17 protein-coding genes are annotated in these 16,410 nt (G+C 74.5%); 8 read left to right on the top strand and 9 right to left on the bottom strand.

Annotation, left to right across the window (positions count from 1 at the left end; all coding sequences use genetic code 11):
- The first annotated feature begins 37 nt into the window (after window positions 1-37).
- Window positions 38-835 (top strand): PspA/IM30 family protein, encoded by a 798-nt coding sequence (locus WFH32_RS13060; RefSeq protein ID WP_191796273.1) that lies wholly within the window; start codon window positions 38-40, stop codon window positions 833-835.
- A gap of 85 nt (window positions 836-920) precedes the next feature.
- Here WFH32_RS13060 and WFH32_RS13055 read toward each other — a convergent pair whose 3' ends face one another.
- The gene (locus WFH32_RS13055; protein WP_191796272.1) at window positions 921-1,220 is read right to left on the bottom strand and encodes a Dabb family protein; all 300 of its coding nucleotides are present in this window, start codon (window positions 1,218-1,220) and stop codon (window positions 921-923) included.
- Between the two features lie 61 nt (window positions 1,221-1,281).
- Entirely contained in the window at window positions 1,282-2,040 is a 759-nt protein-coding gene (locus WFH32_RS13050) for a type 1 glutamine amidotransferase (protein WP_318244117.1), read from the bottom strand.
- A gap of 145 nt (window positions 2,041-2,185) precedes the next feature.
- On the opposite strand from WFH32_RS13050, the gene WFH32_RS13045 reads away from it, so the two are divergent.
- Window positions 2,186-2,794 (top strand): NYN domain-containing protein, encoded by a 609-nt coding sequence (locus tag WFH32_RS13045; protein ID WP_138822938.1) that lies wholly within the window; start codon window positions 2,186-2,188, stop codon window positions 2,792-2,794.
- 83 nt (window positions 2,795-2,877) lie between these two features.
- Here WFH32_RS13045 and WFH32_RS13040 read toward each other — a convergent pair whose 3' ends face one another.
- Window positions 2,878-4,077 (bottom strand): winged helix DNA-binding domain-containing protein, encoded by a 1,200-nt coding sequence (locus WFH32_RS13040; protein WP_191796271.1) that lies wholly within the window; start codon window positions 4,075-4,077, stop codon window positions 2,878-2,880.
- 168 nt (window positions 4,078-4,245) lie between these two features.
- On the opposite strand from WFH32_RS13040, the gene WFH32_RS13035 reads away from it, so the two are divergent.
- The 6 genes from WFH32_RS13035 to WFH32_RS13010 all read left to right on the top strand — a co-directional run bounded on the left by WFH32_RS13035 (window position 4,246) and on the right by WFH32_RS13010 (window position 10,658).
- The gene (locus WFH32_RS13035; RefSeq protein ID WP_030144130.1) at window positions 4,246-4,995 is read left to right on the top strand and encodes a response regulator transcription factor; all 750 of its coding nucleotides are present in this window, start codon (window positions 4,246-4,248) and stop codon (window positions 4,993-4,995) included.
- Window positions 4,992-6,740, top strand: coding sequence for a sensor histidine kinase (locus WFH32_RS13030; protein WP_225228081.1), 1,749 nt, complete (start codon window positions 4,992-4,994; stop codon window positions 6,738-6,740). The genes WFH32_RS13035 and WFH32_RS13030 overlap by 4 nt, the downstream gene beginning before the upstream one ends.
- A 62-nt stretch (window positions 6,741-6,802) precedes the next feature.
- A complete protein-coding gene (locus WFH32_RS13025; RefSeq protein WP_336707774.1) occupies window positions 6,803-7,540 on the top strand; it encodes an HD domain-containing protein in 738 nt (245 codons plus the stop codon).
- 212 nt (window positions 7,541-7,752) lie between these two features.
- Window positions 7,753-8,043 carry a WXG100 family type VII secretion target gene (locus tag WFH32_RS13020; RefSeq protein ID WP_030144127.1) on the top strand — a complete coding sequence of 97 codons (291 nt, stop codon included), beginning with the start codon at window positions 7,753-7,755 and terminating at the stop codon, window positions 8,041-8,043.
- A gap of 72 nt (window positions 8,044-8,115) precedes the next feature.
- Window positions 8,116-9,723, top strand: coding sequence for an outer membrane protein assembly factor BamB family protein (locus WFH32_RS13015; protein ID WP_336707773.1), 1,608 nt, complete (start codon window positions 8,116-8,118; stop codon window positions 9,721-9,723).
- Window positions 9,724-9,752: 29 nt separating this feature from the next.
- Complete coding sequence (locus WFH32_RS13010) at window positions 9,753-10,658, top strand: 4'-phosphopantetheinyl transferase family protein (RefSeq protein WP_336707771.1); 906 nt, start codon at window positions 9,753-9,755, stop codon at window positions 10,656-10,658.
- 9 nt (window positions 10,659-10,667) lie between these two features.
- Here the strand turns inward: WFH32_RS13010 and WFH32_RS13005 are convergent, their stop codons facing one another.
- From WFH32_RS13005 to WFH32_RS12980, 6 genes are read right to left on the bottom strand one after another with little or no spacing between them, the layout of a single operon-like run.
- Entirely contained in the window at window positions 10,668-11,831 is a 1,164-nt protein-coding gene (locus tag WFH32_RS13005) for a FecCD family ABC transporter permease (protein ID WP_191796266.1), read from the bottom strand.
- Complete coding sequence (locus tag WFH32_RS13000; RefSeq protein ID WP_336707768.1) at window positions 11,828-12,871, bottom strand: FecCD family ABC transporter permease; 1,044 nt, start codon at window positions 12,869-12,871, stop codon at window positions 11,828-11,830. The genes WFH32_RS13005 and WFH32_RS13000 overlap by 4 nt, the downstream gene beginning before the upstream one ends.
- Entirely contained in the window at window positions 12,868-13,851 is a 984-nt protein-coding gene (locus WFH32_RS12995; protein WP_336707766.1) for a thioesterase II family protein, read from the bottom strand. Before WFH32_RS12995 ends, WFH32_RS13000 begins: the two co-directional genes overlap by 4 nt.
- On the bottom strand, window positions 13,844-14,761 hold the full coding sequence (locus WFH32_RS12990) for a siderophore-interacting protein (RefSeq protein ID WP_191796263.1): 918 nt from the start codon (window positions 14,759-14,761) through the stop codon (window positions 13,844-13,846). The genes WFH32_RS12995 and WFH32_RS12990 overlap by 8 nt, the downstream gene beginning before the upstream one ends.
- The gene (locus WFH32_RS12985) at window positions 14,758-16,167 is read right to left on the bottom strand and encodes an MFS transporter (protein ID WP_336707764.1); all 1,410 of its coding nucleotides are present in this window, start codon (window positions 16,165-16,167) and stop codon (window positions 14,758-14,760) included. Before WFH32_RS12985 ends, WFH32_RS12990 begins: the two co-directional genes overlap by 4 nt.
- Window positions 16,164-16,409, bottom strand: a complete 246-nt coding sequence (locus WFH32_RS12980) for an MbtH family protein (protein WP_336707763.1) — start codon at window positions 16,407-16,409, stop codon at window positions 16,164-16,166. Before WFH32_RS12980 ends, WFH32_RS12985 begins: the two co-directional genes overlap by 4 nt.
- Window position 16,410 lies beyond the last annotated feature (1 nt).

The following is a 16,410-nucleotide window of genomic DNA, read 5'->3' as shown; positions in this document are numbered from 1 at the left end:
ATCGCGCACCCCATCCACGAGCAGGAAGGCACGACCGATGGCAGAGAAGCAGAGCATCTTCGGACGCATCACCCAGCTGGCCAAGGCGAACATCAACTCGCTCCTCGACGGCGCCGAGGACCCGCAGAAGATGCTGGACCAGCTCGTCCGCGACTACACCAACAGCATCGCCGACGCCGAGCAGGCCGTCGCGCAGACCATCGGCAACCTCCGGCTCGCCGAGCAGGACTACAACGAGGACGTCGCGGCAGTGCGCGAGTGGGGCGACAAGGCCGCCGCCGCGTCCGCGCAGGCCGACCGTTTCCGCTCGTCGGGCGACACCGCGGGCGCCGACAAGTTCGACAACCTCGCCAAGGTCGCGCTCCAGCGGCAGATCTCCGCCGAGGGCGAGGTCCGCCAGGCCGAGCCGCTCATCGCGTCGCAGCGCGAGACCGTCGAGAAGCTCAAGACCGGCCTCGCGCAGATGAAGGGCAAGCTGGGCGAGCTCAAGTCCAAGCGTGACTCCCTCGTCGCCCGCCAGAAGTCCGCCGAGGCGCAGCAGACCGTCCAGGGCGCGATCAGCTCGATCAACGTCCTCGACCCCACGAGCGAGGTGTCGCGCTTCGAGGAGAAGGTGCGTCGCGAGGAGGCCAAGGCGCTCGGCCAGGCCGAGGTCGCCGCGTCCTCGCTCGACGCCCAGTTCGAGGAGCTCGAGGCGTCAGGGGCGAACATCGAGGTCGAGGCGCGGCTCGCGGCGCTCAAGAGCGGCGGCGCCTCCCCGGCCCCGCAGATCACGCCCACGACCGTGACGTCGATCGAGGCCGGCACGCAGGACGCCCCGTCCGGGGGCTGGTAGGCCCCGGCCCCGACCGACGGCGGCGGCCGGCGACCCGGTGGTCGCCGGCCGCCGCCGTGTCAGCAGACCGTGTCGAGCGCGCCGCTCAGCCCGCCGGCAGCGGCTCGTAGTCGATCTCCAGGAAGTCCTCGACCTCGGGCACCCAGCGGCCGGCGACGAACGCCCGGTGGTCCGGGTGCGCGTCGTAGGCCGCGTAGGCGTCGGCGTCGGCGAACTCCATCGAGAAGCCGAACGTGAACGCGTTCTTCGCGCTCGTCTGGCGCAGCTGCTCGAACCTCTCGACGCCGGGGATCTGCGCCAGGACGCGGGCGTCGGTCAGGAAGGCGGCCTCGGCGGCGGACCCCTCGGGGTGGCGCAGGCGGAAGGCGACGGTGTGTCGGATCATGCCGACACCCTCCCACCGACCGCCCGGTAGCGATCGGCGGACACGCAGCCCGACGCAGGACCTACGCCCGCACGCCCCGCCGAGCGACGTCGTCGTGCACGACGGCGAGGAACGACTCCGCGAGGACGCGGCCAGTCTCCAGGACCTCGCCTTCGAACGGTGCCGCCTCGGCGAGGACGTTCTCGGTGTCCACGTCGCCGTGGTCCGCGGCCCACCGGCGGATCGTGTCGAGCGTCGCCTCGGGGTGGAACTGCACGCCCAGCGCCGAGCCGAGCCGGAAGGCCTGGTACGGGTACATGTCGGACATGCCGAGCCAGGTGGCGCCCTCGGGCAGGTCGATGATCGCGTCGGCGTGCATGCTGAGCGTGAGCGAGCGGGCCCGCTTGCCCGTCCCCGCCGCGGCGCGGGCCAACGGACCGAGGACCGGGTCCACCTCCGCCCCCGTCCTCCAGAACACCCGCGTCAGACCGACCTCGCGCCCGGGAGGGGCCGCGACCTGCACGTGACCGCCGCCCGCGACCGCGAGGAGCTGGGCACCGAGGCACACGCCGAGCGTCGGCACCGCGGCGAGCACCGCGGCGCTCAGGAGGTCGCGCAGCGCGGGAAGCCAGGGGGCCACCTCGTCGTCGTAGGCGGACATCTGCCCGCCCAGGACCACGAGGCCGTCACCCAGGTCCGCGAGGTCCGGCAGAGCGTCGCCCACGAAGGGCCGCACGAGGCGGACGTCGGGGCCGAGCCGGTCCGCGAAGATGTCCAGGGTGACGTCCGGGGAGTTCTGGACGACCGTGATCCGGACCGGGTCGAGAAGCTGGAGGTTCACCGCTGAAAGGTACTCGCAACCTGGGGTTCACATGCAAACCGCGCCCACGCCTCGGCAAGATCCGTGTCAGGGGCGCGCCGACCGGCGGCCGCGGCCCCCGCCCGGACGGCCTGCCCGGGCCACCGCGACGGATAGGCTGGACCCCATGTCGGACTCCAGCACGTCGAACGGCCTCGTCAGCACGCAGGGTGAGGCCAGGCGCCGCACCTACCTGATCGTCGACGGGGAGAACATCGACGCGACGCTCGGGATGAGCGTCCTGGGCCACCGACCCAACCCCGAGGAGCGCCCCCGCTGGGACCGCATCGTCGACTTCGCGGCGAACCTGTGGGGCCAGGACGTCACGCCCCTGTTCTTCCTCAACGCGTCGTCCGGCCAGATGCCCATGGCGTTCGTCCAGGCGCTGCTCGCGATGGGCTACCGCCCCATCCCGCTGGCCGGGTCGAGCTCCGAGAAGGTCGTCGACATCGGTATCCAGCGCACCCTCGAGGCGCTCCAGGACCGCCCCGGTGACGTGCTCCTCGCGAGCCACGACGGCGACTTCATCCCGCAGGTCGAGGACCTCCTCGAGGACGGCGACCGCCGCGTGGGGCTGCTGTGCTTCCGCGAGTTCGTGAACTCGCGCTTCTCGGAGCTCGCGTCGCGCGGCCTGAGCTTCCACGACCTCGAGGACAACGTGGGCGCGTTCACCACGGTCCTGCCGCGCGTCCGGATCATCCCGCTCGACGAGTTCGACCCGCTGCGCTACCTCTGAGCCTCCTCGGAGACCCGAGGAGGGCGGGGCTGCGCACGGCGCGCGGTCCCGCCCTCGTCGTGTCCCCGGGCGGCGGGGAGCGCTCAGCCCCGCAGCTCGCGGTACAGCGGCGTGGGGAACGACGCCGTCACGCCGCCGCCGTCGAGCAGCCCGGTGATCCGCTCGGCCTCGGCGTCGACGGCCGCGGCGGCGTCCGTCCCGACGTCCTCGAGCAGGCGCACCGCGGGCGAGCCGTCGGTCCGCACCGCCCAGGCTCCGACGATGCGGCCCTCCCACCAGACGGTCGCACCGATGTTCCCCGCGGTGTCGAAGAGCTGCTCGCGGTGCGGGCCGAGGTACCAGTCGCGGTGCTTCCAGCCCATGGCCGTCGGGTCGAGCGAGGGCAGCAGCGCCACGTGACCGGCGGCGGCGCCCGGGGCGGGTGCCAGGTCGCTCGACCGCAGCGCGACGCCGGCCCCGACGCCGTCGAGCTCGACCTCGCGCACGTCGAGCGCGGCGAGCGCGGCCCGGGCCTGCCCCAGGTTCCAGCCGGTCCACCACTGGAGGTCCGCGACGGTCGCGGGGCCGAAGGACTCGAGCCATGCGGACGCGAGCCGCACCCGGGCCTCGGCCTCGTCGAGCTCGGGGATACCGCCCGGCAGCCAGTCCTCGACGGGGCGCCACAGGAAGCGGTTGGAGGACCACCCGCCGGTCGGTTCGCCCCGGACGATCCGCCCCTCCGCGGACAGCAGCGACAGCAGCGGGGACGTCAGCGAGCGCCGCACGTCCCACGACCTGGTCGTGGTCGGCAGGAACGCGGTCCGCAGCACGGGGGCCCGGGCCGAGAGCTGTGCTCCCGTGAGGGGCCCGTGCTCCGCGAGGGCGTCGTGGACCTGCTCCTCGGCCCCTGCGAGGAAGCGTCCGGCGTCCTCGACGGGCGGGTCGGTGGGGATCGTCGCGAGCTCCTTGAGGAGCCTGGCACGCAGCCGCCGCCCGACGCCGGCGCTCGCCCCCGCGTGGACGACGGGCACCAGGTCGCGCGCCACGACGAACAGGGTGCGGCGCATCGCGAGGACGCGCACGAGGGAGCGCCGCTCGTACAGGGCGGCCTGCACGTCCTCGACGCGCAGGCCGGGGACGCGCGCGAGGACCGAGAGGTAGACGCTGGGGGCGTCGGTCGCATGGAGGGCGACGAGCCGGTCGACGACGCCCTCGACCGTGGTCACGGGGCGTGGCCCGGTCGCCCCGAGGTCGAGCTGGTGCGCGACGAGTCGCGCCCTGCGGTCGTGGTCGGTGATGCGCATCCTGGTCCTCGTCCTGGTCGTCCGCGCACGGCCCGGGCCCGGTGCGTGCAGGCCCATGCAACCATCGTCCGCCGACACGGGCTGGCACCACGCGTCTCGGCGCGGCCCGCCGTGCACCGCACCGCTGCCGCCCAGGCGACTCCCAGGGTTCGGTCGCACACTGGAACCATGAGCGAACCCGAGGCACGGCTGGTCGTGGTCGACGACGAGCCCAACATCCGCGAGCTGCTGTCCACGTCCCTGCGTTTCGCCGGATTCGAGGTCTACGCGGCCGCGGACGGCACGAGCGCGCTCAAGCTCGTGCGTGAGGTCGAGCCGGACCTCGTGGTGCTCGACGTCATGCTCCCGGACATGGACGGGTTCACCGTGACGCGTCGCATGCGCGCCACGGGCCAGCACACGCCCGTCCTGTTCCTCACGGCGCGCGACGACACGCAGGACAAGGTCACGGGCCTCACCGTCGGCGGGGACGACTACGTGACCAAGCCGTTCAGCCTCGAGGAGGTCGTGGCCCGCATCCGTGCGGTGCTGCGTCGCACGCACGCCGAGCCCGAGGACACCGCGGTGCTGCGCTTCGCGGACCTCGAGCTCGACGAGGACTCGCACGAGGTCCGCCGCGCGGGGCAGGTCGTGGACCTGTCCCCCACCGAGTTCAAGCTGCTGCGCTACCTCATGCTCAACGCGGGCCGCGTGCTGTCGAAGGCACAGATCCTCGACCACGTCTGGCAGTACGACTGGGGCGGGGACGCCAACATCGTCGAGTCCTACATCTCGTACCTGCGTCGCAAGATCGACAACCTCACGGTGACCGGGCCGGACGGTACCGAGGAGCCCGTCCAGCCGCTCATCCACACCAAGCGCGGCGTCGGGTACCTGCTGCGCACTCCCCCGGAGTCCGGGAGCACCCGCCGGTCATGAGCACGCCCTCGTCCTCGTCGCCCGGCGGTCCGGGCGGAGCGCCGGGCGCCCCGGGCGCGCTGCCTCCCGTCCCGCCACCGCCCGGCCCGACGACCCCGCGCGCCTCCTCGGCGCGCCCCGCCCCGGGTGCGGTGCGTCCTGGGGCGCAGGCTGCGTCGTCGGGCACCGAGGCCGACGGCGCAGCGACCGAGCAGCACCTGCCGCCCGTGCCGCCGCCCGACGAGCCCCGCCCGTACGGCAGACCCGTGGCCACGAAGGACTGGGGCTGGTTCGCTCGCATCCCGCTGCGCACGCGGCTCGTCGCGATCATCATGCTGCTGCTCGCGGCCGGGCTCGGGGTCGCGGCGGTCGCGACCAGCGTGTTCGTGTCGAACTACCTCGTCCGGCAGGTCGACGACCAGCTCAAGGCGACCTCCGTGGACGTCGCGGCCGACCCGGACAGCCAGTTCAGCCAGAACCCGACCGGGCTTCCCAGCGACTACTACATCCTCTACAGGTTCTCGAACGGGGTGACCTGGCCGCGCTACTTCGCGAGGACAGCGCTGAAGTACGGGCTGCCCGACATCCCCGCGCTGTCGCTCGACGAGGTGAAACGCATCGACGGCCCGTTCACGGTGCCGCCCCAGCGGAGCGGGCTCCTCGTCCCGACCGACCCCACGCAGTGGCGCGTCATGCCGCTCGTCGACGCCGACGGCTCGACCGCGTTCGTCGCCCTGCCGCTGGCCGGGATCCACGACACCGTGAGGTTCCTCGGGTGGACCCTCGCGATCAGTGCCCTCGCGATCTCGCTCGTCGGCGGTGCGATCGCGCTCGTCGCCGTCCAGCGCGCCCTGAAGCCGCTGCGCGAGATCGAGGAGGCCGCCGCCGACATCGCCGGTGGCGACCTGACGCGGCGTATCCGGCCGGCCCCACCCACGACCGAGGTCGGTTCGCTCGCCGCGTCGCTCAACATCATGCTCAACCACATCGAGCGGGCGTTCGCGGCCTCGGAGGCCTCGGAGGCCCGGATGCGGCGCTTCGTCTCGGACGCGAGCCACGAGCTGCGGACCCCGCTCGCGACCGTGCGCGGCTACGGCGAGCTCTACCGCATGGGCGCCCTGACGACGCCCGAGCAGATGGACGACACGATGCGCCGCATCGAGGACTCCGCGTCCCGCATGGGCACGCTCGTCAACGACCTCCTCGCGCTCGCCCGTCTCGACGAGGGCCGTCCCATCCGTCACGAGCCCGTGAACCTCGCGGCCCTGGCCCGCGACTCCGCGGGCGACCTGCACGCCCTGGACCCGACGCGCGAGGTGCGCCTCGTGGACCTGAGGGACGCCTCCGGGGACGCGCCCCGGGACCTCACCGTGATCGGCGACGAGGACCGTCTGCGGCAGGTGCTCGCCAACCTCATCGGCAACGTGTCGCAGCACACCCCGGCCGGGACCCCCGTGGAGATCGCGCTCGGGACGCAGGTCCAGGACGGCGGGGGCGCGCCCGTCGGGGTCCTCGAGGTCCGCGACCACGGACCGGGCATCACGCCCGAGCAGGCGGCCCACGTGTTCGAGCGGTTCTACCGCGCGGACTCCTCCCGCAACCGCGCCTCGGGGGGCTCCGGGCTGGGCATGGCGATCGTCGCGGCCATCGTCGGGGCGCACCACGGGCACATCTCCGTGGCCCCCACGCAGGGCGGTGGCCTCACGGTTCGTGTGGAACTCCCGACACAGGGCTACGATGGCGGGTCGTCGACGGATCGGACGTAGGCTCGGAGAAGCATCTGCGCTCGACGACGCATCCTGTTCCCGCATCGAAGAAGGCTGATCTCATGGGCGTCACCACCTCTGACGCACCGCAGTGGTTGCTCACCTCCTGGACCCGTAGCTGCAAGGGCGCCGGGGCCACAGCCCCCACCGAGGAGATCCTCGCCGTCGGCGAAGGACTCCTCGAGCGCTGGAACCAGCCGGACCGCCACTTCCACAACCTGCGCCACCTCGCCGACGTCCTGGGACGGGTCGACGAGCTCGCGGAGGAGACGCACGACGCCGACGTGGTCCGCCTCGCGGCCTGGTACCACGGCGCGATCTTCGACGCGGCCCGCAAGGCCGCGTACGCCAACAAGGGCGGCGAGGACGAGAGCGCGAGCGCCGCGCTCGCGTTCGAGCAGCTGTCCGGGCTGGGCGTCCCGGAGAAGGCGTGCCGCCGCGTCGCGTTCCTCGTCAACGCCCTCGTGCGCCACGCGCCGGACCCTGCGGACTTCGACTGCGCCGTGCTGTGCGACGCGGACCTCGCGATGCTCGCGGCCGAGCCGCAGCGGTACAAGGAGTACCTCAAGGACGTGCGCGACGAGTACGCGCACATCCCGCTCGCCGACTACCTGCGGGCGCGCACCGCGATCATCACCAAGCTGCTCGACCGGCGCAGCCTGTTCTCGAGCCCGCTGGGTGCCGCGTGGGAGGAGCCCGCACGGCAGAACCTGGACGCCGAGCTGCAGCGTCTGCGCAAGGAGCAGAAGAAGCTCGACGCGTCGGCCCCGCCGGCGCTCGTCGCACCCTCGCCGTCCTGAGTCGTTCTGAGTCGCACTGAGTCGTCGGCCGTGCTGCCTCACGGCGACGAGCCGTGCACAGGCACGCGTCCTGACGCCGCGCCCACAGCGCGGGGGTTGCCCCTGCCCGACGGCGCCGCTCCGCCCTAGCGTCCTGCTCACCCGGTCGCGCACCGCGCCCCGGGGCAGGGCGCCGGCCGGTGCCCCGCAGGCTCGGTGAGAGGCAGGACGGCATGAGCAGGTACGAGGTCGACAGTGCACGGGTCGCGCAGGCGAGCGCCGCGGTCGGAGGGTCGGTCACGGCCATCCGTGCCGAGGTCGGGGCCATGATGCGCAACCTCCAGGACCTCCAGGCGAGCTGGCAGGGCGGCGCTGCCACGGCGTTCGCGGGCGTCATGGCCGAGTGGCAGGGCGCGCAGGTGCACGTCGAGACCGCGCTCGACTCGATCACGACCGCGCTGGGCTCCGCCGCCCAGACGTACGCGGACGCCGAGGCGCAGGCCTCGAGGTTGTTCCTGCGCTGACGGGCTGTTGCTCCGCTGACGGGCTCCCGGCGGCGCTCGTGGCGCGCCGCCGGGGCCGCTAGGATCCGCTCCATGCCGCGCCGTCGACAGTCCGCCGCCTCTCGCACGGTGTCCTTCGAGGTCGTCGAGGACCTGGACGACGATCTCTCGGTGCCCGCAGGCCGGACCGAGGGCGCGGAGGCTGCCGGGTCCGACGAGTCGGTCGTCACCGCGGGCGGTGCGTCCGGTGCCGGCCGCTCCCGTGACACCCCGGGCGCCGCAGCCCCCGGGGTCGGGGACGCGCCGTCGGGCAGGAAGCGCTGGTGGCCGTGGGCCGCTGCTGCCGGTGTCCTGGCCCTCGTGCCCGGCGGGCTCGCGGTCGGCGGCCAGATCGAGGAGCGGCGCACCCAGGAGCGCCTCGTCGCGAACGAGGGCGGAGTGCTGCCCTTCACGGGACCGCCGCAGGAGATCTGGTCGAGGGACCTGGTCGATCAGGTCTGGACGCCCTGGGGCGGGATGCTCCTCCACCGAGACGCCGACGGTACGGACGAGACCGTGACCGCCGTCGACGTCCTGACCGGGCAGGACGTGTGGGAGGCGACGGTCGGCCCCCAGGCGATCTGCGGTCGGAGCACCTTCTGGCAGCCGTTCGCCGTGGACGACGGCCCCCTGCTGTGCCTGTCAGGCACCCCGGAGGCCATGACGGTCACGGCCCTGGACCCGGACGGGCGGACCACGGGGCGCAGGGACCTCGGCGCGGTCGACGAGGCGTCGGGCTACGCCGTCGGGCCCGGCAGCACGGTCGTGACCGTCCGCCGCGACGGACCCGTCGGTCCGCCGGTCGGCCGGCGCGAGGTCTGGAGCGAGAACGGGTCCCCGACCTTCGTCGACGTGCCCGGCGGACGCGGCGTCGTCGTGGCCCTGCACGACGCGCTCTCGGGAGACGTGCTCTGGGAGAACCAGGTGCCGTTCGTCGCGCCGGACGAGGCCTGGGAGTGTCAAGGGCGCGGCGACGGGACCGAGCCCGTGCTGATGCTCGACCAGGTGACCGCCTGGACGACGGGCCACGTCGTCCAGGTCGACGGTTGCGGCGTCAGCGCGTCGTTCGACGCGGGCGGTGACCGCCTGGACGACCCGGCCTCCCCGGACGACCAGGTCGAGCCCTTGACGGCGACGACCGCGGCCAGGTTCGACCAGACGACCACGCACACGACCGTGCTCGACCGCACGGGCTCACCGTCGTGGGAGGTCACCGGGCAGATCCTCCGCCCGTCCGCCACCGACGGGACGGGCGAGAGCACGGTCTTCGTCGACACCCTGAGCGGCCTGGCCGCGTTCACGCCCGAGGGCGAGGAGCTCTGGGAGGTCTCGACGTACGCGAGCACGTTGTTCGTGCACACGGGCGCCGCCATGGTCGTCGACGACGGTGCGAACGGCGTGACCGCGCTCGACCCGAGCACGGGCCGCAGGCTGTGGACCGTGCCCGGAGTGGACTCGGTCTACCCGTCCGGTGCGGTGACCGACGGCTCCCAGGTGGTCGTCCTCGCCTACGGCTCCGACGGGGCGCCCCGGAGCACGGGACACGACCTGGCGACGGGTGACGTGCTGTGGACCGGCGAGAGCACCACGAACGAGGGACTGATCGGCTACCACGGTGCGCTGCTCCGGCTCACCCAGGACTCGGTGAGCAGGGTGGGGTGACCCCGCCCCGACGACCTAGGGTGACAGGTGTGCCGACGTCCCTCCTGACCGCGAGCGTCACGATCTGGTGCACGCCGCCGACCCCCTGCCTGCCGGGCCAGGTGGCCTGGCTGTCGGCCGACGAGGCGGTCAAGGCCTCGAGATTCCGTCGGCCTGTCGATCACGACCGGTTCGTCACTGGACGGCTCCTGACCCGGGCCGTCCTCGGGGAGCGGCTGCACCAGGCTCCCGAGGACGTCGACATCCGGCTCGGGGCGCGGGAGGGCGCGGCCCCCGGCCGACCGTACGTCGACCCGGGGCCGTCGTTCTCGATCGCGCACGCCGGATCCTGGGTGCTCGTCGCCGTCGTCGATCCGGCGGGTCCGCCGCTGCCCGGTGCCGCTTCCGCGGCGGTTCCCGGGGCGGGGGTGGACGTCGGCGTGGACGTCGAGTCCACGGCCCCTGCGCGCGCCCACCTCGCCGACCTGCTCGACGCCGTGCCCGCAGGCGAGCGGCCGGCCGACGGGTGGGACGCCGAGTCGTTCACCCGGTCGTGGGTCCGCCGCGAGGCCGTGCTCAAGGCGGTCGGCACGGGGCTCCTCGCCCCGCGCGACGACCTCCTCCTGTCCCGTGCGGACCGGCCGGCCGGCGTCGTGCACAGCGGAGGGCTCCTCCCGGCTCCCGACCGGCTCGCCGTCCGGGACCTCGAGCTCCCGGCGGCGTGGCCGTCACCCTCGACAGGCAAGGCCGTCACCCTCGGCGGTCGGGAGGGTCACCCTCGGCGGTCCGGGACGTCACCGTCGGCGGGCGGGGGCGAGGGCGCGACCTACCTCGCGGCCGTCGCGCTCCGCTCGGCCCGCGGCCCCGTCGCGCTCGGGAGCGTCCGGGTGACCGACGGGACCGCGCTCCTCGCCCGGCACGGCATCACCGCGCGGACCACGCTCGACCAGGCCTGAGCAGGGCGCTCAGCGGACCTCCCTGCTCTCGCGCAGCAGCAGCCACAGCAGGAACGGCGCCCCGACCGCCGAGGTCACCACTCCCACCGGCAGGTCCACGGGCAGCGAGCGCGCCCCGAGGTCCGCGGCGAGCACCACGCACGCCCCCACGAGTCCCGCGCCGAGCGGCGGCGGCCCCTGCGCTGCGAGCGCCCGCCACGCGATCTGCGGTGCGACGAACGCGACGAACGGGACGGGCCCGGCCGCCGCGGTCGCGGCGGCCGCCAGGACCACGGCCAGGGCGATCTGCAGCAGCTGGGCCGCCGACCGTCGCACGCCCAGCCCCACGATCACGCGCGAGTCGAAGCGCAGGATCGCGAGCCACCGGGTCGAGAGCGCGCTGACCACGACCGTGACCACGACCACCACCGCGACGGGCCCCGCGATCTCGAAGCTCGCCCGGTTGAGGCTCCCGGTCATCCAGATGAGGGCCGCGTTGAGGTCGGGCAGCTCGGCGCGCACCAGCATCCACGACGTGATCGCCGACGCCCCGGCGTTGACCCCGAGCCCCACGAGCACCAGCCGGTACCCCTCGATCCCACCGCGCCATGCGAGCAGGCACACGAGGGCGGTCGCGACGAGCCCGCCCAGGACGGCGACGACCGGCAGGCCGGCGGTGACCAGGAAGCCGCTCATGGCGCCGGTGCCCGCGAGCACGATCGCCGCGACGGCGGCGGCCGTCGCACCGGCCGTGACGCCCAGGATGTCGGGGCTCGCGAGCGGGTTGCGGGCCACCGACTGCGTGATCGCCCCGGCCGCGCCCAGCGCGAAGCCCACGACGATCGCGGTCGCGGCCCGCGGCGCGCGCAGGCCCAGCACCACGAACCGGTCGGCCGGGTCCCCGGCGCCGAGCAGGGTCCGGACCACGTCCCCCGCGGGCAGCACGTACTCGCCCACCATGATCGACGCGACGAGCAGGACCAGGAGCAGGACCACGAGGCCGACCCCGACCAGCGCCTGCCTGCGGCTGCCCGGGTGGCGGTGCAGCGGCCGGAGGGCACGCCGGAGCAGGGGGCGCCATCCCGTGGGGCCCGACGGGTCGTCGGAGCCAGGCCCGCGGACACCCCGGTCCGGCCGTGACAGCTCGTCGGTCGGCCTGCTCCCCGGGGTGTTCCCCGGCAGGGTGGTGGTCACGATCGGTCTCCCAGGTAGCCACGGGCGAGAACGACGAACAACGGCGCACCGACGAGCGCGATGACGATGCCGACCTGGATCTCGGAGGTCGCAGGGGCCACGCGCCCGACGACGTCGGCCCCCAGGACCAGGACGGCGCCGCACAGTCCGGCGACCGGGACGCGCCAGGCGGGTCCCCCGAGCCCGAGCCGTGTCGCGGCGTGCGTCGCCGCGAGGCCGACGAAGGCGATCGACCCGCACGCGGCCGTCGCGGCGCCCGCGAGCAGGGTCACGGCCAGCAGGCCCACGGCCCGGTCGCGCACGACGTGCCGTCCGAGCGTGACACCGAGCTGGTCGCCCATCTCGAGGGCCCCGAGGGTCGGCGCGTTGACGACCGCGAGCACCAGCCCGAGCAGGAGGAACGGCGCGACGGTCCAGATGACCTCGGGGCCGCGCCCCACGAGCGACCCGATGCTCCAGAACCGGAACACGTCCATGGTCGTGCGGTCGAGCAGCAGCACCCCCGACGTGATCGACGCGAGGAGCGCCGTGACGATCGACCCCGTGAGGACCAGCGTGACGCCCGGCGCGAGGACGCGGATGCGCTGGGAGAGGACCACGACGACCCCCCCGGCGCACAGCGCGCCGACGAGCGCGAAGCCCACGGCCCCTGACGGGCTCGTGATCCCGAGGACGTGGATCGCGAGCACCACGGCGCACGCGGCCCCCGACGTCACGCCCAGCAGGCCGGGGTCGGCGAGCGGGTTGCGGGTGTGCGCCTGGGTGAGCGCACCGGCCACCCCGAGCGCGATCCCGACGAGCAGCCCCAGGATCGTGCGCGGCACACGCATGTCCCACACGATCGCGGAGGCCTCGCTCGTGCCCGGCGCACGCAGGACCGCGAGCACGTCGGGCAACGGCACGGGCTGCGACCCGAACGCGACGCTCGCAGCGACCGCGCCCAGGAGCGCGAGCACGAGCGCTCCACCCACGAGGGGCAGCCTGCCGCCCGGGCGGCGTCCCGTGCGCGGCGCGGCGACCTGGGCGAGCGTGCCGCTCACGACGCCGCCCCCGCGCCCGCGAGCCGCCGCAGGTCCGCGGCGACGATCTCACGCGACCACACCCACCGGTCCTCGGCAGCCGGGCGGGCGACGTGGTCCGCGTAGGTGCCCGCCGCGACGGCCGTCAGCGCGACCCGCAACGCCTCGACCACCTCCGGTGCACGGTCGCCCACGAAGAAGTGCCCGCCCTCGACGATCCGCCGTCGGACTCCCGCCCGGGCGCGTTCCGCCCAGGTCGCGACGGCCTCGGGCGGGGACGCGACGTCGTCGGACCCGGCGAGCAGCAGGAGGGGCACCGTGATCTCCGTGGCCTCCCCCGCCGCGGCGGTCCCGAGCGAGTCGTGGACCGCGAGGTCCGCGCGCAGGACGCGCGCGTGCAGCGCGAAGAACTCGGCGTCGGCGAGCAGCTCGGACGGCGTGCCGCCCAGCGCGGTGATCCACGCCCGCAGCGCGGAGTCGTCGCGCGCGGTGAGCCTCCCCGGCCCGACGACGTCGCTCCCGTCCCCGTCCCGGCCGCCGGACCGCGGCCGGTCGGCACGCGCCGCGCGACCCGAGACCACGAGCAGGTCCGGGGCCTCCCCCGGCCCGAGGCCGGCCGCGACGCGGACCGCGACCGACGCTCCGAGGCTGTGCCCGAGCAGGACCGTGGGGACGTCGTCGGCAAGGAGCGCACGCACGGGGCCCGCGACGTCCGCGAGGAGGTCGGTCATGGTCTGCACGGGCGGCTCGCCGAAGCGCGTCTCGCGGCCCGGGTACTGCACGGCCACGACCTCGGGGGCCGACGCGAACGGCGCCGACGACCCCCTGGGGCTCCCCGGGGTCCCGTCGATCGCTCGGTCGCGGGCGAGGACGAGCCGCCGGTAGTAGCTCGCGGCGCCACCCGCGTGCGGGCACACCACGACCCGCCACGTCGCCCCCGGGGGGGAGGCCAGGACGCGCAGGTGGTCGCCGCGGGGCGCGTCGGCCCGCCCGTCAGTCACGAGGGGTGCCATCGGCCTCGGACGAGGCGTCGGGCACGGCCTCGTCGGTGTCGTCGCCGTGGTGGTCGTGGTCCGCGACGCCCTTGCGCCAGTACCCGTCGACGTCGAAGTTGTCGCGGCCCAGCCCCACCTCGTTCTTGAGGTAGCGGCGCAGCGGCTTGATCGAGAGCGACTCCCCCGCGACCCACACGAACCCGCTGCCAGGAGGCAGCTCGGTGCCGCGCACCGCGTCGGCGAGCAACGACGTCGTGCCCGGCGCGCGGTCCTCGCGGAAGAGCCACGTGACGTCGACGTCCGCGGCCGACGCGAGCGGCAGCACGTCGCCCGCGTCCTGGACCTCGACGAAGACCGTGACGGGGACCCCGGGGCGCAGCGTCGAGAGCCAGCGCGCCGCCGCCGGCAGGGCCGTCTCGTCGATCGCGAAGACGTACCAGTCGAACACGTCGTTCACCAGGAACGAGCCGCGCGGGCCCAGGACCCCGACCAGGTCGCCGACCTGGGCCCGCCCCGCCCACCGCCCCGCGATCCCGTGCTCGTGCACCACGAGGTCGATGTCGAGCGTGCGTGCCTCCCGGTCGAAGTGCCGCACCGTGTAGTCGCGGCTCGTGAGGTGGCGTCCGCCGACCCAGCGGTCGTCGACCACCTGCGGCATCTCCGGCGTCCCGCCCGGCTCGGTCGGCAGGAAGAGCTTGACGTGGTCCTCGGGGGCCACGGTCACGAAGTCGTCCAGGTCCTCGCCGGTGAGGCGGACCCGGACCATGCGCGCCGCGATCTGCTCGACGGCCGAGACCGTCAGCAGCCGCGGGCGCAGCGGGTGCGTCAGGAGGGTCACCTGCTCGACGGGGCCCGCCGGGGCCTGCGGCGCCGTGTCCTGCTCGGTCGTGTCGAGCCTGCTCGTGGTGCTGGTCATGTGTTCTCTCCTCGGGTGGTGCCGACGGTCGCGTCGACGGGCTGGGGGGAAGGTTCGTGGGGGTCGTCGAGGACCGGGTCCGGCTCGGTGACCGCGCGACGCAGCCCGGGGACCGCGAGCGCGACGAGGCCCGTGGCGACGGCCGCGAGCGCCCCGCCCACGGCGATCGCGCCACCCGCGCCGAGGGCCCGGGCGATCAGGGTCAGCAGCGGGCCGCCGAGCGCGTCGCCCGCGGTGCCCTGCGCGGTCCACAGCGCGCTCACCCGGCCTCGCAGGTGGTCGGGCGTGCGCTCGTAGAGCAGCGTGAACCGCAGGATCTCGCCCAGGACGTCGCCCGCGCCGACCAGGGTCATCGCGACGACCGCGAGCACGACCGACTGCGACAGGCCGAGCATCGCGACCCCGGCGCCCGAGGCCGCGAACACGATCAGCAGGACGCGGCCCGTGCGCCGGACGCGCCCGGTCCACCCGCTCGTGAGCGTCGCGACGAGCGCGCCGACGGCGGGGGCGCTGAAGAGCAGCCCCACGACCTCGGGTCCCGCGCCGAGCTGCTTGTCGACCAGCTCGGGGACGAGCACGTGCGGGGACGCGAACAGGATCTGGACGAAGCCCAGCAGGATGATGCCGCCGATCACGCGGTCGGTCGCGACGAAGCGCAGCCCCTCGGCCAGGTCGTCCCACGGACGCGGGGGTCGGGTGGTCGTGGCCGTCCCGGCCCCGGCTGGCGGTGCGCCGTCACGCTCGGGCGAGCCGGCGCCGTCGGGCACGACGGGCTCCCCCTCCCCGCCGCCCGGGGGCAGGGCCGGGAGGCGTACCAGGAAGCCCAGGCTCACGACGCTGGCGACGACCACGACCCCGAACGCGAGGCTCGACCCGCCGTGCGCGATCGCGATCCCCGCGACGAGCGGGGACACGACCGCGCCCAGGTCGAGCGAGATCGCCTGGAGCGCCGCGACCGCGGGAAGCTGGCCGCGCGGTACGAGCGACGGCACCGCGGCCGCGAGCGCGACCACGCTGAACCCGCCCGCCAGTCCGTCCCACGCCGCGACGGCGTAGATCGCGGCGACCGAGGGCGACTCGGCGAGCGAGTTCACGAGCAGCGCGGCGAAGCCCATGATCGCGGCCGAGCGCGACCACAGGATGACGCGGCGCCGGTCCGTCCGGTCGGCGACGACGCCCGCGACGAGCGTCCCCGCGAACGCCGCGACCCCCAGGGTCGTGTTGACGCCCGCGACGTGCAGCGACGTGCCCGTGAGCGCGTAGACCTGCACGGGCAGCGCCACCACCAGCATGCCGAGCCCCAGCAGGGACACGACGCGCCCGGCGAACAGCAGGCGGAAGCTTCGGCTCGCGCGCAGCGGCGACAGGTCCAGGGCGAGCGCGGAGAAGATGCCCGAGGCGCTCACGTCGCCGTCGTCGTGGTCCGGGGCCCCGAGGGAGCGGCGCCGTCGAGCTCGCGGCGCAGGCTCGCGGGGCGCAGGTCGGTCCAGTGCGCGTCGACGTACGCGAGCGCGACCGCGCGCGTCGAGGCGCCCAGCACGACGTCCCACCCGGGCGGGACTGCCGCGAACTCGGGCCACAGGGAGTGCTGCTGCTCGTCGTTGACGAGCACCAGGAAGGTGCCATCGGAGTCGTCGAAGGGGTTCATG

Source organism: Oerskovia sp. USHLN155, from assembly GCF_037145535.1.
In the GTDB taxonomy this organism is placed as follows: domain Bacteria; phylum Actinomycetota; class Actinomycetes; order Actinomycetales; family Cellulomonadaceae; genus Oerskovia; species Oerskovia rustica.
This window is presented reverse-complemented; position numbering and strand designations above follow the sequence as displayed.